The organism is Variovorax trehalosi (assembly GCF_051216415.1).
In the GTDB taxonomy this organism is placed as follows: Bacteria; Pseudomonadota; Gammaproteobacteria; order Burkholderiales; family Burkholderiaceae_C; genus Variovorax.
Window position 1 is genome coordinate 201273 of record NZ_JBPJZG010000005.1, and the last position, 19593, is coordinate 220865.

The 19593-nt window shown below is 67.0% G+C and carries 24 protein-coding genes; 11 read left to right on the forward strand and 13 right to left on the reverse strand.

The genetic code is table 11. The annotated features are described in order from the left end of the window. Window positions 1-44 precede the first annotated feature (44 nt). Both ACSFA7_RS19850 and ACSFA7_RS19855 read right to left on the reverse strand, forming a co-directional pair. Window positions 45-215 carry a hypothetical protein gene (locus tag ACSFA7_RS19850; protein ID WP_280807101.1) on the reverse strand — a complete coding sequence of 57 codons (171 nt, stop codon included), beginning with the start codon at window positions 213-215 and terminating at the stop codon, window positions 45-47. Between the two features lie 102 nt (window positions 216-317). After that, on the reverse strand, window positions 318-908 hold the full coding sequence (locus ACSFA7_RS19855; RefSeq protein WP_435500966.1) for a helix-turn-helix domain-containing protein: 591 nt from the start codon (window positions 906-908) through the stop codon (window positions 318-320). Between the two features lie 42 nt (window positions 909-950). On the opposite strand from ACSFA7_RS19855, the gene ACSFA7_RS19860 reads away from it, so the two are divergent. Continuing rightward, window positions 951-1472 carry a GNAT family N-acetyltransferase gene (locus tag ACSFA7_RS19860; protein WP_435500967.1) on the forward strand — a complete coding sequence of 174 codons (522 nt, stop codon included), beginning with the start codon at window positions 951-953 and terminating at the stop codon, window positions 1470-1472. Here ACSFA7_RS19860 and ACSFA7_RS19865 read toward each other — a convergent pair. From ACSFA7_RS19865 to ACSFA7_RS19880, 4 genes are read right to left on the reverse strand one after another with little or no spacing between them, the layout of a single operon-like run. Beyond that, a complete protein-coding gene (locus tag ACSFA7_RS19865) occupies window positions 1469-1951 on the reverse strand; it encodes a DUF3237 domain-containing protein (protein WP_435500968.1) in 483 nt (160 codons plus the stop codon). The genes ACSFA7_RS19860 and ACSFA7_RS19865 overlap by 4 nt on opposite strands. Window positions 1952-1964: 13 nt before the next feature. Then, the gene (locus tag ACSFA7_RS19870) at window positions 1965-2933 is read right to left on the reverse strand and encodes an aldo/keto reductase (RefSeq protein WP_435500969.1); all 969 of its coding nucleotides are present in this window, start codon (window positions 2931-2933) and stop codon (window positions 1965-1967) included. Between the two features lie 38 nt (window positions 2934-2971). Then, the gene (locus ACSFA7_RS19875) at window positions 2972-3571 is read right to left on the reverse strand and encodes a chromate transporter (protein ID WP_435500970.1); all 600 of its coding nucleotides are present in this window, start codon (window positions 3569-3571) and stop codon (window positions 2972-2974) included. Between the two features lie 58 nt (window positions 3572-3629). Then, window positions 3630-4220, reverse strand: a complete 591-nt coding sequence (locus tag ACSFA7_RS19880) for a chromate transporter (RefSeq protein ID WP_435500971.1) — start codon at window positions 4218-4220, stop codon at window positions 3630-3632. 83 nt (window positions 4221-4303) lie between these two features. Here ACSFA7_RS19880 and ACSFA7_RS19885 point away from each other — a divergent pair, with 83 nt between their 5' ends. After that, window positions 4304-5227 carry a YihY/virulence factor BrkB family protein gene (locus ACSFA7_RS19885; protein WP_435500972.1) on the forward strand — a complete coding sequence of 308 codons (924 nt, stop codon included), beginning with the start codon at window positions 4304-4306 and terminating at the stop codon, window positions 5225-5227. Window positions 5228-5236: 9 nt separating this feature from the next. On the opposite strand, the gene ACSFA7_RS19890 is transcribed toward ACSFA7_RS19885, so the two are convergent. After that, window positions 5237-5788, reverse strand: a complete 552-nt coding sequence (locus ACSFA7_RS19890) for a DUF924 family protein (RefSeq protein ID WP_435500973.1) — start codon at window positions 5786-5788, stop codon at window positions 5237-5239. A 116-nt stretch (window positions 5789-5904) separates the two neighbouring features. On the opposite strand from ACSFA7_RS19890, the gene ACSFA7_RS19895 reads away from it, so the two are divergent. The 4 genes from ACSFA7_RS19895 to ACSFA7_RS19910 all read left to right on the forward strand — a co-directional run bounded on the left by ACSFA7_RS19895 (window position 5905) and on the right by ACSFA7_RS19910 (window position 9282). Continuing rightward, window positions 5905-6354 carry a CHRD domain-containing protein gene (locus ACSFA7_RS19895; RefSeq protein ID WP_206173882.1) on the forward strand — a complete coding sequence of 150 codons (450 nt, stop codon included), beginning with the start codon at window positions 5905-5907 and terminating at the stop codon, window positions 6352-6354. A gap of 64 nt (window positions 6355-6418) precedes the next feature. Then, the gene (locus ACSFA7_RS19900) at window positions 6419-7630 is read left to right on the forward strand and encodes a patatin-like phospholipase family protein (RefSeq protein ID WP_435500974.1); all 1212 of its coding nucleotides are present in this window, start codon (window positions 6419-6421) and stop codon (window positions 7628-7630) included. A gap of 73 nt (window positions 7631-7703) precedes the next feature. Then, window positions 7704-8453, forward strand: coding sequence for an acetoacetate decarboxylase (locus ACSFA7_RS19905; protein ID WP_206173880.1), 750 nt, complete (start codon window positions 7704-7706; stop codon window positions 8451-8453). A 46-nt stretch (window positions 8454-8499) separates the two neighbouring features. Next, window positions 8500-9282, forward strand: coding sequence for a 3-hydroxybutyrate dehydrogenase (locus tag ACSFA7_RS19910; RefSeq protein WP_013542077.1), 783 nt, complete (start codon window positions 8500-8502; stop codon window positions 9280-9282). Window positions 9283-9285: 3 nt separating this feature from the next. Here the strand turns inward: ACSFA7_RS19910 and ACSFA7_RS19915 are convergent, their stop codons facing one another. After that, complete coding sequence (locus ACSFA7_RS19915; protein WP_435500975.1) at window positions 9286-10236, reverse strand: bifunctional helix-turn-helix transcriptional regulator/GNAT family N-acetyltransferase; 951 nt, start codon at window positions 10234-10236, stop codon at window positions 9286-9288. Between the two features lie 160 nt (window positions 10237-10396). Between ACSFA7_RS19915 and ACSFA7_RS19920 the strand changes: the two genes are divergently transcribed. Further along, the gene (locus ACSFA7_RS19920; protein ID WP_435500976.1) at window positions 10397-12796 is read left to right on the forward strand and encodes a YgiQ family radical SAM protein; all 2400 of its coding nucleotides are present in this window, start codon (window positions 10397-10399) and stop codon (window positions 12794-12796) included. Window positions 12797-12818: 22 nt separating this feature from the next. On the opposite strand, the gene ACSFA7_RS19925 is transcribed toward ACSFA7_RS19920, so the two are convergent. Together ACSFA7_RS19925 and ACSFA7_RS19930 are read right to left on the reverse strand one after the other, a co-directional pair. Beyond that, window positions 12819-13199, reverse strand: coding sequence for a tautomerase family protein (locus ACSFA7_RS19925; protein ID WP_435500977.1), 381 nt, complete (start codon window positions 13197-13199; stop codon window positions 12819-12821). Window positions 13200-13254: 55 nt separating this feature from the next. After that, on the reverse strand, window positions 13255-13926 hold the full coding sequence (locus ACSFA7_RS19930) for a DUF1294 domain-containing protein (protein WP_435500978.1): 672 nt from the start codon (window positions 13924-13926) through the stop codon (window positions 13255-13257). A gap of 269 nt (window positions 13927-14195) precedes the next feature. Here ACSFA7_RS19930 and ACSFA7_RS19935 point away from each other — a divergent pair, with 269 nt between their 5' ends. Next, complete coding sequence (locus ACSFA7_RS19935) at window positions 14196-15122, forward strand: DMT family transporter (RefSeq protein WP_435500979.1); 927 nt, start codon at window positions 14196-14198, stop codon at window positions 15120-15122. Between the two features lie 37 nt (window positions 15123-15159). Continuing rightward, on the forward strand, window positions 15160-16065 hold the full coding sequence (locus ACSFA7_RS19940; protein WP_435500980.1) for a hypothetical protein: 906 nt from the start codon (window positions 15160-15162) through the stop codon (window positions 16063-16065). A 6-nt stretch (window positions 16066-16071) separates the two neighbouring features. On the opposite strand, the gene ACSFA7_RS19945 is transcribed toward ACSFA7_RS19940, so the two are convergent. Beyond that, window positions 16072-16947, reverse strand: a complete 876-nt coding sequence (locus tag ACSFA7_RS19945; RefSeq protein ID WP_435500981.1) for a CoA transferase — start codon at window positions 16945-16947, stop codon at window positions 16072-16074. A gap of 160 nt (window positions 16948-17107) precedes the next feature. On the opposite strand from ACSFA7_RS19945, the gene ACSFA7_RS19950 reads away from it, so the two are divergent. Next, window positions 17108-18010 carry an SDR family oxidoreductase gene (locus ACSFA7_RS19950; RefSeq protein WP_435500982.1) on the forward strand — a complete coding sequence of 301 codons (903 nt, stop codon included), beginning with the start codon at window positions 17108-17110 and terminating at the stop codon, window positions 18008-18010. 3 nt (window positions 18011-18013) lie between these two features. Here the strand turns inward: ACSFA7_RS19950 and ACSFA7_RS19955 are convergent, their stop codons facing one another. After that, window positions 18014-18472 (reverse strand): Lrp/AsnC family transcriptional regulator, encoded by a 459-nt coding sequence (locus tag ACSFA7_RS19955; protein WP_206179569.1) that lies wholly within the window; start codon window positions 18470-18472, stop codon window positions 18014-18016. Between the two features lie 111 nt (window positions 18473-18583). On the opposite strand from ACSFA7_RS19955, the gene ACSFA7_RS19960 reads away from it, so the two are divergent. Next, window positions 18584-19192 carry a glutathione S-transferase gene (locus ACSFA7_RS19960; protein ID WP_435500983.1) on the forward strand — a complete coding sequence of 203 codons (609 nt, stop codon included), beginning with the start codon at window positions 18584-18586 and terminating at the stop codon, window positions 19190-19192. Between the two features lies 1 nt (window position 19193). Here the strand turns inward: ACSFA7_RS19960 and ACSFA7_RS19965 are convergent, their stop codons facing one another. Next, window positions 19194-19592, reverse strand: a complete 399-nt coding sequence (locus ACSFA7_RS19965; RefSeq protein ID WP_435500984.1) for a DUF488 domain-containing protein — start codon at window positions 19590-19592, stop codon at window positions 19194-19196. Window position 19593: the final 1 nt, after the last annotated feature.

The window sequence follows — 19593 nt, forward strand, 5'->3', positions numbered from 1 at the left end:
CGCTCGGCGTGAAGGCTATGTGAACTCGACGCCGGGCCAGCGTGTCAGGACGGGTCCTTGCTGCGTGTGCGGGCCACCGCGCTGAAGATGCCGATGCCCAGAAGAATCAGCGCACCGATGCCGATGTAGAGCGTGGGAACGCCAGCCACTGAAGCACCCCAGGCGATGCCGCCCAGGAAGATCAGGAACCCGATCATGTAAAGCGCAAAAGACATCATGTTCCTCCGAAGCTGAGATGGCTTGCAGTATCCCGACCAGCCCTCCAGCCCGGACCAGCCTGAATCGCCTCTGCGTGTGGGAGCGTGCCTACCGTACGGCTAGTCCGACGCGACTAGCAGGTACCGGCAGGCCGTGCGCCCCAGCGCCTTGAAAACCAGCGGCCGGTCCACGCCGAAATCCAGGCAATCCCCGGGGGCCAGCTCGAAACGCTCTTCGCCGTAGTCGACCTGCAGCGCGCCCTCCAGCATCCAGAGGCATTGGCGATAAGGCTTGCCGCTCCATCGCGGATAGCCGACCTGCGCCGAACGCGGCAGCTCGACCTCGACCAGTTCCACCCCGCTGCCCGTCGTGCCGCGCTCGGCAACCTGGCGGCGCAGGTAGCCCGCCTCGGGGTCGCGCCAGACTTCCTGCATGGCTTTCGTGCGAAGCCGCTGGGGGCCTTCCTTTTCCTCGGTGAGCAACTGCGCCAGCGACACGCCCAGGCCCGCGGCCAGCCGGCCCAGCAGCACGGCCGTAGGGCTGCTCTGCGCACGTTCCACTTTCGAGATCATGGCCTTGCTGACACCCGACAGCTCAGCCAGCTCGGCCAGGCTGAGCCCCTTGGCTTGGCGCAGCGCCAGCAACCGGGTCGCGATGAGGGCGTCGATGTGGCCGGCGGATTCGCCTGAAATGGGTGATTTGTTTCTCATATGAGATTATTATTCTCCTATATTGAACGACAGAGAAGCACCATGCGCCTCATCACCTGCACCGAGGAAGCCCACGCCAGCGCCATCCTCGCCATCCTCAACGACGCCATCGTCACCTCCACCGCCCTGTACGACTACAAGCCGCGCACGCCCGAGAACATGGTCGCGTGGTTCGCTACCAAGCGCGCCAACGGCTTCCCGGTGATCGGTGCGGAGGACGAGAACGGCAAGCTGCTGGGCTTTGCGAGCTACGGCACCTTCCGCGCCTTTCCGGCCTACAAGTACACGGTCGAGCACTCGGTGTACGTCGAGGCCGGCCATCGGGGCGCGGGGCTGGGGCGCACGCTCATGGAGGCGATCATTGCCGAGGCGATCGCGCGGGATGTGCATGTGATGGTCGGTGCGATCGATGCTGCCAATGCCGGCAGCATCGGCCTGCACGAGCGGTTGGGGTTCGAGCACTCGGGCACGGTGCGGCAAGCCGGCTTCAAGTTCGGCCGCTGGCTCGACGTGGCGTTCTACCAGCGGATTCTCGCGACGCCTCTGAACCCGGTCGACGGCTAGGCAAGCGCGAAGAAGCGCATCACGACCTCGGCCGGGTGCCTGACACCGGCGCCGACGAACATCCGCTCGTTGATCCATCGCAGCGCGGCCGAGGACGTCTCGAAACGCGGGTTGCAGCGGAAGTAGACCTCTGCCGGATCGACCGGCTCGCCGCGCAGCAGCTTTGCCATCACCTCCGGCGCGGCCGATCGCACCGCGTGGTTCTGTACGTAGATCAGATCTCCCGCGTCGGTCTCGAGGCCGTAGCGCGCGTCGAGTTCGGAGAGCGTGTCGCTCACGATCAACTGGAAGTCGCTGCCGCCCGGCAGCACGCGTGCGCGCCAGCCGTGGCCCGATGCCTCGCCGCCCGTGATGGGCACCACGCGCCGCAGTCCGCGCGCGCTCTGGCCCAGCACCTGCGGCACGCCCACTTCGACGCGCAGGTCGGCGAAGTGCTCCAGCGCGGGCGCGGCGATCGAATCGAAGCGGTTGCTGCTCATCGCCGGAAACGGTTCAGGCGGCTGCCGTCTCCGCGCTCGCGCGATCGAGCATCTCGATGGTGCCTGCGTCGAGCTTCAGCTGCGTGGCCACCACCAGCTCTTCGAGCTGCGCAATCGAGGTGGCGCTGGCGATGGGCGCCGTCACGCCCGGCCGTGCGATCTGCCACGCGATGGCGACCTGGCCCGGCTTGGCGTTGTACTGCTGGGCGACCTTGTCGAGCGCATCGAGGATGCGCAGGCCGCGCTCGTTGAGGTACTTCTTCGTGGTGTTGGCGCCGCGTGCGCTCTTGGCGGCATCGGCTTCGGTGCGGTACTTGCCGGTGAGGAAGCCGGCCGCGAGCGCGTAGAAGTTGATCACGCCCACTTCGCGCTTGACGCACAGCGGCTCCAGTTCGTCCTCGAACACCGCGCGGTCGTACAGGTTGTAGAGCGGCTGCAGGCTCTCGTAGCGCGCGATGCCCAGGCGCTCCGACACGTCCAGCGCCTCGGCCAGCCGGGGCGCCGTGTAGTTGGAAGCGCCGATGGCGCGCACCTTGCCTTCCTTGATGAGCGCATCGAACGCGCCGAGCGACTCTTCGAGCGGCGTGTTGGCGTCGTCGTCGTGCGATTGGTAGAGGTCGATGTAGTCCGTCTGCAGGCGCTTGAGCGAAGCTTCGACCGCTTCGCGGATGTACTTGGGCGACAGGCCCACCTTGCCTTCGCCCATCGGCTTGCCGACCTTGGTGGCCAGCACCACGCGGTTGCGCTTGCCGCTTTGCTTGAGCCACTTGCCGATGATGGTTTCCGACTCGCCGCCGGTGTGGCCCGGCACCCAGGCCGAGTAGACGTCGGCGGTGTCCACGAAGTTGAAGCCCGCGTCCAGCCAGGCGTCGAGCAGCTTGAACGAGGCGGCCTCGTCGACCGTCCAGCCGAACACGTTGCCCCCGAAGGCGAGCGGCGAAACCAGGAGGCCGGAGCGGCCGAGCGGGCGAAGTTGCGACATGACGAAGTTTCCTGAAGAAGAAAAAGCGAGAGGGATGATCAGACGAAGCCGACGGCGCCGAGCAGCGCGCCCGCGCCCAGCAGCCAGAGTAAGTGGATGCGCGTGCGCCAGACGATAAGCGCGGCCACGCCGGTCAGCAGCCACAGGTGCCAGGCAGGCGTGTCGCCAGCATGGTTACCCGTGGCCAGCACCCAGCCGGTGGCGATCAGGAGACCCACCACCACCGGCGCCATGCCCTGCTTGAAGGCGCGCACTTCGCGGCGGGTGCGGTTGCGGTGGCCCCAGCGGGTGGCGACATAGGTGAGGGTGGTGCTGGGCACCATGATGCCGACCATGGTCACCATCAGGCCGAAGAAGCCGAGCAGCCAGGCCATCGGCCCGGCGCCGATGCCGCCGCCCGCGTTGAGCCCGACGTTCCAGCCCATCAGCGCGACGAACAGCACGTTGGGCCCGGGCGCCGCCTGGGCGATGGCGACCGACGAGCTGAACTGCGCATCGGTGAGCCAGCCGTGCTGGGTGACGAGGTAGCGGTGCATGTCGGGCACCGTGGTGATGGCGCCGCTGATCGACAGCAGCGAGAGCAGCAGGTACTGGCCGAAGAGGGCGAGCCAGTCGTGCCATTGCATCGCGATGGTCATTCGAAAACCTCCGCCTTCGGCTGCGGTGCGAGCTTGCTTGGGGCGGCCCGGCGCGCGCTCATGGGGAGATCTTTCGCCAGGTCCAGATGCAGGCCATGCCGCCGACCACCAGCAGCACCCAGCCGAGCGGCACCTTGAACACCGCGATGGCCGCGAACACCAGCGCCATGAACGCCAGGCAAACCGGAAAACCCAGCGGGTGCTTGCGCAGTTGCGGAATCAGCTTGATGCCCGTGGCGGCGATCAGCCCGCCCGACACCGCGCCCATGCCCCGCAGTGCCGCCGCCACCTGCGGGTTGCCGGCGTAGTGCGCATAGAGCACGGCCAGCGCGAGAATCACGACCAGCGGGATGGTCAGCATGCCTGCCACCGCGGCAATGGCGCCGCGCAGGCCGAAGTAGCGGTCGCCGATCATCAAGGCGAGGTTGATCACGTTGGGCCCGGGCATCACCTGGGCCACGGCCCAGTCTTCGAGGAACTGCTCGGGGGTGAGCCACTTCTTCTTCTCGACCATCTCGCGCTGGACGATGGCGAGGACGCCGCCGAAGCCCTGCAGCGCGAGCCAGGTGAATGAAACAAAAAGGTCGCGCGGCGACTGGGGCTGGGGCGGAGCCTGCGGCGTTGCCGCATCGGGGAGGGGCGGTTGCATGTGGATGCGATTATCGTAGGCAGGCCTGCACCATGCCGGGCATCGCGCCGACATGACCCCGGCCGATTCACCAGGGAGACTCCATGCTCATGCAAATCCGCGCGCTCTTCGATCTCTGCAAACGGGCCTTCGCATCGTGGTCGAACGACTACGCACCCAGCATGGGGGCGGCGCTGGCGTACTACACGGTGTTTTCCATCGCGCCGCTGCTGCTGATCGTGATCGCGGTGGCGGGCCTGGTTTTCGGGCAGGAGGCCGCGCGCGGCGAGATCTTCGCGCAGCTCTCGGGCCTCATGGGCGCACAGGGCGCGGCGGCGGTGCAGGGCATGCTGCAGGCGGTGAACAAGCCGACCGAAGGCATCGTGGCCACGGTGATCGGCATCGGCCTCCTCGTGGTCGGCGCGACCACCGTGTTCGGCGAACTGCAGGATGCGCTCGACCGCATCTGGCGCGCGCCGGCCCGTGCCAAGAGCTCGGGCATCTTCAACCTGCTGCGGGTGCGGCTGCTGTCGTTCAGCATGATCATGGGCATCGGCTTCTTGCTCATGGTGTCGCTGGTGGCCAGCGCGGCGCTGGCGGCGCTGGGCAAGTGGTGGTCGCCGGTGTTCGGCGCGTGGGAGAGCCTGGCGCAGGTGGTGAACTTCGTCTTCAGCTTCGCGATGGTGACGGTGATCTTCGCGATGATCTACAAGATCATGCCGCGCGCGAAGGTGCAGTGGCGCGACGTGTGGGTGGGCGCGGCGGTCACCGCGCTGCTCTTCACGGTGGGCAAGCACCTGATCGGCCTGTACATCGGCAAGAGCAGCGTGGCCTCGGGCTACGGCGCTGCGGGCTCGCTGGTGGTGGTGCTGGTGTGGGTGTACTACTCGGCGCAGATCTTCCTCCTGGGCGCCGAGTTCACCTGGGTCTATGCGCGCACCTACGGCTCGATGAAGGACAAGGCGGACTTGCCCGATGCGAATCCGTCGCCGACGCGCGACGTGCCCCTGGCGCAGAACGACGCCTGAGGGCGAACGTCAACCGGCGAAGCCGCCTTCGTCGAGAAACTTCTGTTCTTCCGCGGTGGTGCTGCGTCCCAGCATCCGGTTGCGATGCGGAAATTGGCCGAAGCGCGCAACGATGTCCCGGTGCAGCACGGCGAAGCGCTGCGTGTTGGCGTCGAGGGCCGCATTGAGTTCGACCGAGCGCTCCTGTTCGGCCAGCACTTCGGAGTGCATGAAGGGCAGGTAGAAGAAGGGGCGCAATTCCTTTTCGAACTGCTGGTCGAAGCCCGCATCGAGTGCCTTCTTTGCTACGGCCAGCGCCAGGCCGTCGGTGGCGAGCATGTGCGGGTTGTTGCGCCAGGCGTTGCGCGGCAACTGGTCGAGCAACACAAGAAGGGCCAGTGTGCCCTCCGCATCGTCGGTCCAGTGATCGAGTTCGCCACGGGCGGCGGCCTGGTGCGCGGCCAGGAAGCGCGAGAGAAATTCGGTGTCGAATGCGTCGCTCTTGGCGAACCAGCGCGATGGACCGGCTTCGCGCCAGAAATCGACCACTTCGCGGGCGGCAGGGAGGGCTTGGAAAGTCATCGTTGCATTCTCTTTCACTCTGTGGCGGACCTGCAAAGACGGGGCGGTGGCCGACATGACGAGGCGCAGGCGCTGCCTATGCTGTGGAAGCTTTCACAACTTCAGGAGACAAGCTCATGACCAAATACGGCACCTTTTTGCGCGCAGCCCTCATCACCGGCGTGGCCAGTGCGGCCCTGGTCGGCTGCGGGATGATGTCCAAGTCGAACACCGCCAGCTTCAGCGGCGCGATGAACGCGGCCAGCGAAGTCCCGCCCAACATGACGCGCGGCAGTGGCATGGCCGAGGCTTGGCTCAATCGGGACACCAACGTCCTCAAGTACAAGATCACCTACACGGGCCTCAGCGGCCCGGCCACCGCGGCGCATTTCCACGGTCCTGCCGCGGCTGGTGCGAATGCCGGCGTGGTGCTGCCGTTCGCCAATGCGGCCAGCCCGATCGAAGGCCAGGCCACGCTCACGCCGGCCCAGGCGGCCGACCTGGTGGCGGGCAAGTGGTACGCGAACATCCACACCGCGGCCAACCCGGGCGGCGAGATCCGCGGGCAGATGCTGCCGAAGATGTGATCTTCTCCCGGGGACTTCGGTCCCCGGTCAGGTTGCTGTCGCGGGGCTGGTGTCAAATGAATACATGACGACGTCCCCCAAGAAGAAACCCCGTGCGGCATCCTCCTCCCAACCCCTCAATCCTTTCGCGTCACGCCGCGAAGACATGCGCCAGGCCCGCAAGGCCCTGGTGCTGCAGGGCGGCGGCGCGCTCGGCGCCTATCAGGCGGGCGTGTATGCCGCGCTCAGCGAGACCGAGCTGCAGCCGCACTGGATCGCCGGCGTATCGATCGGCGCCATCAATGCGGCCCTGATCGCGGGCAACGCGCCCGAGCACCGGGTCGACAGGTTGCGCGAGTTCTGGCACCTCGTGTCTTCGGGGCCTTCGCAGCGCCTGCCGTCGTGGTTCGGTGACCGGGCCACGCAGAACCAGTACAGCGCGGCGATGGCCTCGCTGGTCGGCATTCCAGGATTTTTCGAACCGCGTTATTCGCCGGCCCTGCTGATGGGCGGTGCGGCGCCGCTCCTGAGCTACTACGACACCTCGCCGCTCAAGGCCACGCTCGAGCGCCTCATCGACTTCGACCGCATCAACGCTTGCGAAGCCCGCTTCAGCGTGGGCGCGGTCAACGTGCGCACCGGCAACTCGGTGTACTTCGACAACACGCGCCAGCGCATCGGCCCCGAGCACATCATGGCCAGCGGCGCATTGCCGCCGGGCTTTGCGCCGGTGCACATCGACGGCGACGACTACTGGGACGGCGGCATCGTCTCGAACACGCCATTGCAGTACGTGCTGGACATCCATCCCCGCAACGAACCCCTGGTGGTGCTGCAGGTGGATCTGTTCAATGCGCGCGGCGAAATGCCGCACAACATGGCGGGCGTGATGGAGCGGCAGAAGGACATCACCTATTCGAGCCGCACCCGCATGAACACCGACGCGATGGCCGCGAACATGAACCTGCAGCAGGCCATTGCCGACCTGATCACCAAGCTGCCGGCCAGCCTGCGCAAGGACCCGAGCGTGCTCGCGGTGCAGTCGCAGCTCACGCACGAGCCCATCGACATCTTTCACCTGATCTACCGCGACAAGCCTTACGAACTGGAGTCGAAGGATTACGAGTTCTCGCGCGCCGCTGTCGAGGAGCATTGGGAGTCGGGAGCGCGCGACATGCGCGTGACGCTGGCGCATCCGGAGACCCTGCGCGCCGATGCCACCGTCAATGGCGTGACGACCTTCGACTTGGGCGACCACGGCTCGGGCCGGGTCAAGCGGCCGGGCCTCTCGCGCTGAAGGAGCGCGATTCAGCTTCGACTAAGAAACCAGCGCCAGACTGGATCGGTCACTTCATCAGGAGGAAATGTTCATGAACATTGAAGATGTACGGCGACAGGCTTTCGCCATGCCGCTCACCAGCCCCGCCTTCCCGCCCGGACCGTACCGGTTCGTGCGCCGCGAATTTCTCATCGTCACCTACCGCACCGACATGGACGCGCTGCGCGCCGTGGTGCCCGAGCCGCTCGAAGTGGTCGAGCCGCTCGTGAAGTACGAATTCATCCGCATGCCCGACTCCACCGGCTTCGGCGACTACACCGAGTCGGGCCAGGTCATTCCGGTGCAGCTGCGCACCGCCAAGGGCGTGGAGCAGGGCGCGTACGTGCATGCGATGTACCTGAACGACCATCCGCCGATTGCCGGCGGCCGCGAACTCTGGGGCTTTCCGAAGAAGCTCGCCTCGCCGGTGCTCGACTACGAGACCGACGTGATCGTCGGCACGCTGGACTACGGCAAGGTGCGCGTGGCCAAGGCCACCATGGGCTTCAAGCACCGCGCGCTCGACCCCGCGCCGATTCTTGCGGGCATCGCGCAGCCGAACTTCCTGCTCAAGATCATTCCGCACGTCGACGGCACGGCCCGCATCTGCGAGCTGGTGCGCTATCACATGGTCGATGTCACGCTGCACGGCGCGTGGACCGCGCCGGCATCGCTCGAACTGCATCCGCATGCGCTGGCACCGGTGGCCGATTTGCCGGTGCTGAAGGTCGAATCGGCGGTGCACTACATCGCGGACATGACGCTGGCGCTCGGTACCGTCGAGCACGACTACCTCGCCTGATTCCTGCTTGTCTTCTTTTCATCCCAACCTCGAAGGAACATTCACCATGCAACTCAAGGACAAGGTCGCCTACATCACCGGCTCGGCCAGCGGTATCGGCAAGGAAATCGCCATCCTCTTCGCACAGGAAGGAGCCAAGATCATCATTGCCGACCTCAACAAGGAAGCGGCCGACGCCACCGCCGCCGAACTCAAGGCCACGGGCGCCGAGGCCATTGGCGTGGCGGTGGACGTGACCAACGAAGACCAGGTCAACGCCTCGGTCGAGGAGGGCGCCAAGGCCTTCGGAGGCATCGACATCCTGATCAGCAATGCCGGCATCCAGATCGTGCATCCGGTCGAGGAGTTCAGCTTCGCCGACTGGAAGAAGATGCTCGCCATTCACCTGGACGGCGCGTTCCTCACCACCAAGGCGTGCCTGAAGCACATGTACGCGCAGGGCCGCGGCGGCAGCGTGATCTACATGGGCTCGGTGCACTCGAAGGAAGCGTCGCTGCTGAAGGCGCCCTACGTCACGGCCAAGCATGGACTCATCGGCCTGGCCAAGACGGTCGCGAAGGAAGGCGCCAAGCACGGCGTGCGCGCCAACGTGATCTGTCCGGGGTTCGTGCGCACGCCGCTGGTCGAGAAGCAGATTCCCGAGCAGGCCAAGACCCTGGGCATCAGCGAAGAGGAAGTCATCAAGAACGTGATGCTGAAGGAAACGGTCGATGGCGAATTCACCACGACCGAGGACGTGGCGCGCGTGGCACTGCTGTTCGCGGGCTTCCCGACCAATGCGCTGACAGGCCAGTCGCTCGTCGTGAGCCACGGCTGGTTCATGCAGTAGCCACTACAGCTTCAGCTCCCAGGTTTCGCCCACAAGCTGCTTCCCATAGCTCTCGTGCGGCTCCGATTTGGTGAGCTGGAAGCCGCGCTTGGCATAGACGGCGCGGGCGGCCACAAGGTCGCTGTTGGTCCACAGCACCATCTTCTTGTAGCCCTTGCGGCGCGCGAAGGCGATGCATTCGTCGACCAGCTTGCCGCCCAGGCCCAACCCGCGCGCGGCTGGTGACAGGATCAACAGGCGCAGTTGTGCCACGCCGGCCGACTTGCGCATCACGAAGATCGAGCCCATGCGCTCGCCGTTGAGCTCCGCGATCCAGCAGCGCTCCCATTCGGGCTGGAACTTGAGCAGGAACTCCCCCGCGATCTGCGCCACCAGCGCCTCGAAGCTGCTGTCCCAACCGTACTCGCGCGCGTAGATCTCGCCGTGCTGCTGCACGACCCAGCCGATGTCGCCGGGCGCGGGATCACGCAGGACTGCGGCCTGGGGCCTGGGGGTTGCGGCGGCAGGGTCGAGCAGCGATTGCATCGTGGTCATCGCCTGCACCAGCTGCTGTCGCTGGGCTGGCGCGAGCGGCGTGAGCAGCGCGGCGGCTTCGTCGCGCGATTTCTGTTGCAGCGGCGCGAATGCGGCATGGCCGGCCTCGGTCAGGCGCAGCACGCTCTGGCGGGCGTCCCGCGGGTGGGGTTCCCGTGTGAGCCAGCCTTCGGATTCGAAGCGGCGCAGGATGCGGCTCATGTAGCCGGCGTCGAGCCCGAGATCGCGGCCGATCTCGCTGGCCACCGGCGTTTCGCGGTGCGCCAGCTCGTACAGCAGGCGCACGTCGGTCAGCGACATGTCGCTGCCGAGATACGGATCGAGGGCGCCGATCTGGCGTGTGTAGAAGCGATTGAACTGCCGGATGGCCTTGACGGCGGCGGCGTCGACGATGGGCGAGGGCGTTGACATGTTTGCCATTGTCATCTTATTGATTGACTTTGGCAACCAAATGAAGACTGCGCCAGCGCCCGGTCACTGGATGTTTGTAGCGACAGGCATGCTCGAAAACCCTAAAATCGCGGGTTGCCCACGACAGCACCGCACAGCACCGCCGCGGGCTGTCCCTGACTCCCCACTGATGAACGCCCCCGTCGACGTCTCCTTTTTTGCACGTGCCGCCAAGCCGCTGACCAGCTACCGCAAGTACTGGGCGGCCCGTTTCGGCACGGCCAAGTTCCTGCCGACTTCGCGCAAAGAAATGGAGGCCCTCGGCTGGGACAGCTGCGACATCATCGTGGTGACGGGCGATGCCTACGTCGACCATCCGAGCTTCGGCATGTCGGTGATCGGCCGCATGCTCGAGGGGCAGGGCTTCCGCGTGGGCATCATCGCCCAGCCCGACTGGCAGAGCGCCGAGCCCTTCAAGGCGCTGGGCAAGCCGAACCTGTTCTTCGGCGTGACCGCCGGCAACATGGATTCGATGATCAACCGCTACACCGCGGACCGAAAGATCCGCAGCGACGACGCCTACACCCCCGGCGACATCGGCGGCTCGCGCCCCGACCGTGCGGCCATCGTGTATTCGCAGCGCTGCAAGGAAGCCTGGAACGACGTGCCGATCATCCTGGGCGGCATCGAAGGGTCGCTGCGCCGCATCGCGCACTACGACTATTGGTCGGACAAGGTGCGCCGCTCCATCGTCGTCGACGCCAAGTGCGACCTGCTCCTGTACGGCAACGCTGAGCGCGCCATCGTCGAGATCGCGCACCGCCTGGCCGCCAAGGAGCCGGTACAGCAGATCACCGACGTGCGCGGCACCGCCTATGTGCGGCGCGAAACACCCGAGGGCTGGTTCGAGATCAACTCCACCAGTGTGGACGAGCCGGGCCGCGTCGAAGCGCATGTCAATCCGTACCTGATGGTGTCCGACCAGGCCAAGGCCAACGGCGCCACCTGCGCCAAGGAAGACGAGGCGAAGGACGTGGCCAAGGCCGCGGAAGCTGCCGGTTCGCCGGCGCTTCAGTCAATGCAGTCGGTGGTGAACCCCGCCATCAAGCCGCTGACCTTCATGCCCAACCCCGCGCTGCAGAGCCGCGGCAAGATCACTGTCCCGCCGCGCGACCGCTCGGTGATCCGGCTGCCTTCGTACGAGCAGGTGCGCAGCGATCCGGTGCTTTACGCCCACGCCAACCGCGTGCTGCACCTGGAGACCAACCCCGGCAACGCCCGCGCGCTGGTGCAGGCGCACGGCGAGGGCACCACGGCGCGCGACGTGTGGATCAACCCGCCGCCCATTCCGCTCACCACGGCGGAAATGGACTACGTGTTCGACCTGCCGTACGCGCGCAGCCCGCATCCGCGCTACGCCGATAAGAACGGCAGCCACGACGGCGCGACCAAGATCCCCGCGTGGGAAATGATCCGCTTCAGCGTGAACATCATGCGCGGCTGCTTTGGCGGCTGCACCTTCTGCTCGATCACCGAGCACGAGGGCCGCATCATCCAGAGCCGCTCCGAGGAGTCGATCATCAAGGAGGTCGAGGCCATCCGCGACTCGGTCAGCGGCTTCACCGGCACCATCTCCGACCTCGGCGGCCCCACGGCCAACATGTATCGCCTGGGCTGCAAGAGCCCCGAGATCGAATCGGCCTGCCGCAAGCCCAGCTGCGTGTACCCCGGCATCTGCCCGAACCTGGGCACGAACCACGACCCGCTCATCAAGATCTACCGCCGCGCGCGAGCGCTGCGCGGCATCAAGAAGATCCTGATCGGCTCGGGCCTGCGCTACGACCTGGCCGTGCAGTCGCCCGAGTACGTGAAGGAGCTGGTGCAGCACCACGTCGGCGGTTATCTCAAGATCGCGCCGGAGCACACCGAGCAGGGCCCGCTCACCAAGATGATGAAGCCCGGCATCGGCAGCTACGACAAGTTCAAGCAGATGTTCGAGAAGTTCTCGGCCGAAGCGGGCAAGAAGCAGTACCTCATTCCGTACTTCATCGCCGCGCATCCGGGCACCAGCGACGAGGACATGATGAACCTCGCGATCTGGCTCAAGAAGAACGGTTTCCGCGCCGACCAGGTGCAGACGTTCTATCCGAGCCCGATGGCCACGGCCACGACGATGTACCACACCAACAAGAACCCGCTGCGCAAGATCACGCGCGAGAGCGAGACGGTGGACATCGTGCGCGGCGACAAGCGCCGCCGCCTGCACAAGGCGTTCCTGCGCTACCACGACGCCAACAACTGGCCGCTGCTGCGCGAAGCGCTCAAGACCATGGGCCGCGCCGACCTGATCGGCAACGGCAAGCACCACCTCATCCCGACGTGGCAGCCGCTGACCGATGGCGGCTACACGAGCGCACGGCGCAAGAACTCGACTTCCGCGCCGGTGGCCACCAAGGCCTCGGCGCCGGTCAGGCTCGCACCGGTGAAGCCCTCCAAGGGCCGCATCCTCACGCAGCACACCGGGCTGCCGCCTCGCGACAACGGCAGCGGCAAGACGGTCAACAAGCCTTCATCGCGCAAGGTGCGTTGATCAGACGGGTAGCGGGCCACCGCTACGCGTACTGCATCTCGCCGTTCCCGAACGACCAGTTCTCCTTCACCACCTCCACGAGGTTGATGAACACGTCCTCGCGCCGGATGCCCAGCTTCTGGTGCAGGCCGTCGGCCACGCGCTTGTAAAAGGCCTTCTTTATTTCGACCGTGCGCCCATGGTTCAGCGTGATCTGGATCAGCACGAAGCCCGCCGAATATTCGACGCCCAGGTAGCTCTGCGGATGCACCAGGTCCTGCGCGGCATGCCGCGTGATGACCTGGAACTTGTCGTCCTTCGGCACGTTGATGGTTTCGGTCATCGCCTGGTAGACCAGGTCGCCGATGGCGGGGCCCAGTGTTTCGGGCGAGGCATCGGACAGTTCGATTCGAACGAGGGGCATGGGAGGTTTCTCCTGGATGGGGACCGTTTCAGTCTAGGACCGCACGCAGCGAGCGTCAGGCCACGGCAGGAAGACCCCGCAGCCAGAAAACCCAAGCGAGCAATGCCGCGCAGTGCAAGACAACGGTGGCACGGTACACGAGCAGGAAGCTCTGCTTGCTCGACTTGTGGCGCAGCAGCCTTTGCGCGGCCCAGGCACCCGGCCAGCCGCCCGCCAGCGCGAGCAGGTGCAGGGTGCTTTCCTTCGTGCGCCAGCGGCCGGCTTGTGCGGCGTTCTTGTCGAGGGCGTAGGCGAAGAAGGCCAGCAGGCTGAGCCCCGGGACCACGCCGAGCGCCAGCAGGGGCAAACGGCCGGACCAGACGGCTGTGCCGAGCAGCACCCCGTACCCCAGAAGGAAAAGCAGACCCCACGAGGCCGAGGGTTCGGAAGTACTCGCGCGGCGCGGATTCACCCGCCTCGATGCGGGGTGCCGATGGCTATTGATGGGCGTGTGCTTCGGCGCGGATCGCGACGCACCGACCGATGCCACCTGCACCGCCACGGCGCGCGGCCCCTTGCCGCCGACATGGATCTCTTCGAAGCTCAGTTCCATGCCCACCTGAGGCTTCACTTGCCGGTCGCTGAAGTCGCGCAGGTGCACGAACACATCGGCCGACACCTCGGGGCTGCGGATGAAACCGAAGCCGCGGTCGGCCTCCCAGCGGACGAGTCGGCCTTGGCGTTTCATGCGGCGTGACGAGCGGGAAGAGGGCACATGGCCGCGATTCTCTCTTGCCCCTCCTGGCCTCGGCTTCTATCATCGGCCGCTCATGCACCTGCACCACTCTCCCCCGCCATCGACCTGCCTCTGACGCGCGCCTCGCGCCGCGCTCAGACCCGCAAGTGGTCGCCGTCGTCCGCCTTTTGCAAGGCTGGGTGACGGCCGGATGGTCATGCCCGCCCTCTGCAGAAAAGAGCGGCGGGCGTCATGGAGAACTTTCAACAATGAACGCAAGAATGTCTGCCGCCCTGGCCTGGGGCGGCGTGTTGCTGGCTGGCGCACTGTGGGGCGGTGGCGCGCTGGTGGCGCAATTCCTCATCGATGGCGGCATTGCGCCGCAGAGCCTGTCGCTGGCGCGCTTCGCGCTTGGGGTGCCGCTGTTGTGGTGGCTGCACTGGCGTGCGCAACGTACGCCGCAGTCCGCCGACGCGCACTGGCGCAACCTGACCCGGCGCGAGCAGTTCCAGGTCGTCGGCACCGGTGCCGCGATGGCACTCAATGTGAGCTGCTGGTTCGCCGGCATCGCGCATCTGGGGGCCGCATTGCCGACGGTGATTTCGATCTGCTGCGCGCCGGTGATCGTCGCGCTCGTTTCGGTGCTGCGTGGCTACGAGCGCTTCGGCCTCCGCTTGCTCGGCGGCCTCGGGCTGGCGCTTGCCGGCGTCGCACTGCTGGTGATGCCTGCCGACGGATGGGGTCCGCTGCCTGCAGGGTATGCCGCGGGGCTCGCCTGGTCATTCGGCTCGGCCTTCTGCTACGCGCTGGTGGTGCTCGGCAACGCGCGCATGCCGGTGCGCGTGCCGGCCGTCACCGCGTCGGCATGGGGCATGAGCGTGGCGGCGCTGTGCATGCTCGCGGTCGCGTGGCCGAGCGGCATCACCTGGCCCAGCGACGCGCGCCAATGGCTGGGCGCGAGCTACACCGGCGTGGTGACGACCTCGGTGGCCTATCTGGCCTTCGCCTGGGGCGCACGGCGCCTGTCGCCGACGGCGGCCGTGGTCGGCACGTTGATCGAGCCACTGGTGGCCGCGTTGCTGGCGGCGCTGCTGTTTGCCCAGCCGATGGCACCGCGACAGTGGCTGGGCGCCGTGCTGCTCGCGGTGGCCATGCTGCTGCTCATGCGGCGCGGCGCGAAGGCGGCACCCGAAACAGAAGTCGACTGAAGCCAAAAGTGGTCGCTCCGTTGTATGGTGTGGCCCCATGAGCAGCTCGCCCCACCTGCCGGCATCTTGGACACGCACCCTGTGCGGCGCCGTCCTGTTCGCAGCCTCGCTGCAGCTGTGTGCCGCAGCACCCACCGAGTCCGCCGCGCCGGCCCAGGCGCTGCGCGAGACGCACCAGCGCCTGAGCGACAAGCTCGACCGCAGCAGCTTCGGCCGCCCCGTGCAGCTGGACTCGAGCGAAACGCCCGGCGGGCTCGAGGGCGACGTCTACGCCGTGATCGACCATCCGCTGTCGGAAGTCACTGCCGCGTTCAAGGGATCGGCTCACTGGTGCGAACTGCTCACGCTGCACATCAACAACCGGCGCTGCAAGACCGGCACGGCGCAAGGGCGCGAGACGCTGACGCTCTACGTCGTGCGCCGCTACGACAAGCCGGTCGACCAGGCCTTCGAGCTGCCCTTCGTCTACCGCGTGGCGAATGCGACGCCCGAGCACCTGTCGGTCGAGCTCTCGGCCGCGAGCGGGCCGTTCGGCACGAGCAACTACCGCGTCACGCTCGAGGCGATTGCGCTCGATGCGCAGAAGAGCTTCGTGCATTTCGGCTACAGCTACGACCACAACATGATGGTGCGGCTCGCCACCCAGGCCTACCTCGCGACCTTCGGCCGCGACAAGGTCGGCTTCACGGTGATGGGCAAGGCGCCCGATGGCAAGCCCGAGTATATCCGGGGCCTCCGGGGGCTGGTGGAGCGCAATGCGATGCGCTACTTCCTCACGCTCGATGCCTACCTCTCGAGCGACGCGAAGGATGCCGACGAGCGCCGGCAGCGCCACTGGTTCGCGGCAGCCGAGCAGTACCCGCGGCAGCTGCACGAGGTCGACCTGGACACCTACCTCGCGCTCAAGCGCGAAGACCGGCAGCGCGACAGCGCCGGCCGTTGAAACGCCTCAGCCGGCCAGCGTGAGCAGCGGCACGTCGCGCTCGCGGCCCATGGCATCGAGCTCGGCGCGCGTGCGCGTCGCGAGCCAGGCCGCCAGCGCCTCGTGCGTGGCCGTTGCCATCATGTCGGGTGGCGTCACGCCGGCGACTTCGCACAGGCGCTGCGCGAAATGCGGCTCCAGCGCCGCCACCGCTACGCGGCCGTCAGCACACGGGTAGACGCGATAGCCCGCATGCGCGCCGCCGACCGCGCCCGAGGGCTGCGTGAGGCCCCAGGTGCGCGGCAGGGCCAGCCAGTCGGCCGAGGCGTTCAGGGCGACTTCGAGGTAGATGCCCGCGGCCTTTTCACCGCCACGGGCGTGCCGCAGAACGGCCGTCAGCACCGCTTCACTGGCGAGCAGTGCGCCGCCCATGTCGGCATAGAGCGTGGGCGGCAGCTCGGTGCCGGTCACGAGACCACTCTCGGCGACGTAGGTGAGGTCGTGGCCCGGCTCTTCAGCGCGCTCGCCCGGTGCACCGACGATGGCCACTTGCGACAGCGACGGATGGCGCGCCTGCAGCGCGGGCCAGTCGAGGCCGAGCTTGCGCAGCGCGGAAGGGCGGAACGAGGTGAGCAGCACGTCGGTCTTCGCGAGTGCTTCGTGCAGTGCCTGCTGTCCCGCTTCCGCCTTGAGGTCCGCGGTTTCGATGGCGATGCCTTCGTGCAGCGCGGCATACGCCGGCTGGTTGTAGAGCGCCATCGGGTCGCCGGCCGGCGGCTCCAGCTTCAGGCAGGTGGCGCCCATCTGGCGGCAGCGCAGCAGCGCGGCCGGACCGGGCAGGTTGAGCGCAAGGCTCAGGACGCGCACGCCTTCGAGCGGCAGGAAGGAGGTGGGGCTGGACATGGGTATCGATCCGCAAAACAGGTCAATGGTCATTCTCACCCGAGCGGCAGGGGAGCCAGATTCCGCAAGCCGCCGCTCCGGCGGCGCGCGTAGCATGCGCCATGGCAGCGTGCGTCCTTGCCGTTGCCGCGCGATCCAACGTGACCCAAGGAGACTCCCCATGTTCCAACCTTCCCTGATGAGCGGCCAGCGGATCCTCGTGACCGGTGGCGGCACCGGCCTCGGCCGCGCGATGGCCGAGCGTTTCCTCGGCCTGGGCGCAGACGTCGCCATCTGCGGCCGGCGCCAGGCGGTGTGCGAGGAAACCGCTGCCGAGTGGCGCCAGCAGTTTCCCGGCCGGCGCATCGACACCTTCGGCGTGGACATCCGGATCGCGCAAAGCGTCGACGAGATGGTCGAGAGCCTGTTCCAGAGCGGCGGCCTCACCGGGCTCGTCAACAACGCCGCGGGCAACTTCGTGGCGCCGACCGAGAGTCTTTCGCCGCGCGCCTTCGACGCGATCGCGAACATCGTCTTCCACGGCAGCTTCTACGTGACGCAGGCGGTGGGCAAGCGCTGGGTGGCGGAGGCCAAGTCGGGCAAGTGGAAGCAGGGTGACCCTTTCCGCAGCGTGATGAGCATCATCACGACCTGGGTCGACAACGGCAGTCCCTATGTGGTGCCGTCGGCCATGAGCAAGGCCGGCATCGACGTGATGACCAAGTCGCTCGCGGTGGAATGGGCGCGGCACGGCATTCGCCTGAACGCCGTGGGCCCGGGCGAGATCCCGACCGAGGGCATGAGCAAGCGCCTGAACCCCGGCGAGGAGCCTGGCGCGCGCAGCAAGCAGAACAACCCGATGGCGCGCACCGGCCGCATGAGCGAGCTGCAGAACCTTGCGGCCTTCCTGATGGCGCCGGGCCAGTGCGACTGGCTCACGGGCCAGAGCATCATGATGGACGGCGGCAACGCGCTGGCCACGGGCGGCAACTTCTACGAACTGCGCCAGTGGAGCGACACCGACTGGCAGGATGCGCGCGAACGCATCGAGGCGCAGAACCAGAAGGACAAGGCGCAGCGCTGACGGCTACTTGCGCGGCGGCTTGGCCGCGTGCACGGTGACGTGCTTGTTCACGGGGCTCGACAGCACCAGCGAGGTGGTCACCGCGCCGTCCACCGCCAGCGCATCGACCACACGCTCCAGGTCGGCCGGCTCGGCGATCGCGCAGCGCACGAAGAAGCAGTCTTCGCCGGTCACGCGGTCGGCGCTCAGCACCTCGGGCATGGCGTCGAACAGCTTCAGGTACTTGGCGATGCCCGCATGCGTGGTGTCGATGCGGATGATGGCCTGCAGGCCCACGCCCAGCGCCCGCAGGTTGACGCGGGCGCCGTAGCCCTCGATCACCCCTGCATCCTCCAGCTTGCGCACGCGCTCGCTCATCGCGGGCTGCGAGAGGCCGATGCGCTTGCCCAGCGCGGCCAAGCTCTGCCGCGCATCGGCCTGCAGGGCTTCGAGGATCAGGCGGTCCTTCTTGTCGATGTTCATGGTGTGTTTCATGACCGATGGTTGATCGGTTTGCGGCCCCGATTTTCGATGGGTTGCCATTCGCCGCGGGCGCAGCGACCGATATCGTGGCGCACGCCTTCAGGAGAAACAATGCAACTCGTCGGCATGCTCGACTCGCCCTATGTGCGCCGCGTCGCCATCTCGCTGCGGCTGCTCGGCCTTGCGTTCGAGCACCGGCCGGTCTCGGTCTTCAGCACCTTCGAAGAGTTCCGCGCGATCAACCCGGTGGTCAAGGCGCCCACGCTGCTGTGCGACGACGGCACGGTGTTGATGGATTCCACGCTGATCATCGACTACGCAGAAGTCACGGCCGGGCGCAGCCTGATGCCCGCCCACCTGGCGCAGCGGCAGCGCGCCCTGCGCATCACCGGGCTGGCACTGGCCGCTTGCGAGAAGACTGTGCAGATCGTCTACGAACACAACCTGCGCCCGGCCGAAAAGCTGCACCAGCCGTGGCTCGACCGGGTGCAGGGGCAGCTTGTTGCGGCGTACTCGGCGCTGGAGCTGGAGACGGCCGCCATGCCGCTGCCCGATGACGAAGCGACGCTGACGCAGGCCGGCGTGTCGATGGCCGTGGCCTGGTCCTTCTTGCAGTTGATGTTGCCTGGGGTCATCGCGCCGGGCAGTTTCCCGCTGCTGGCAGCGTACGCCGCGCGCGCAGAAAGCCTGCCGGCGTTCCTGGCTTCACCCCAGGTGTGATTCAGCCCGCGATATCCGCGCCGCGCTCGGCCAGCAGGCCGCGCAGCAGCGAGCGGTGGCAGCGCGATTCGTCCTCGCAGTAGCAGCCGACCGCAAGCGCGGTGCTGTGCGAGAGCGCGGCAAGCAGGTCGAGGCTGCGGCTCGCGTCGGCCTCGGCCATCTCGGCCTTGTACTTGCGCGCGAAGGCGTTCCACTGCGCGGGCTCCTGTGTCGCCTGCGCCTCCTGGCCCAGCTTCATCGTCTCGGCGGACGGCGCGAGGTTGGGGTACCACACGTCGTACCAGTCCTGCGAGGCGAACTCGGTCTTCGGAACGCCACGCGGCGGACGGCGAACAGTGCCGACGCGCAGGCCCTCACCGGGTGCGCGCGGCGTGCCCAAGCGAACGATGCGGATGCTCATG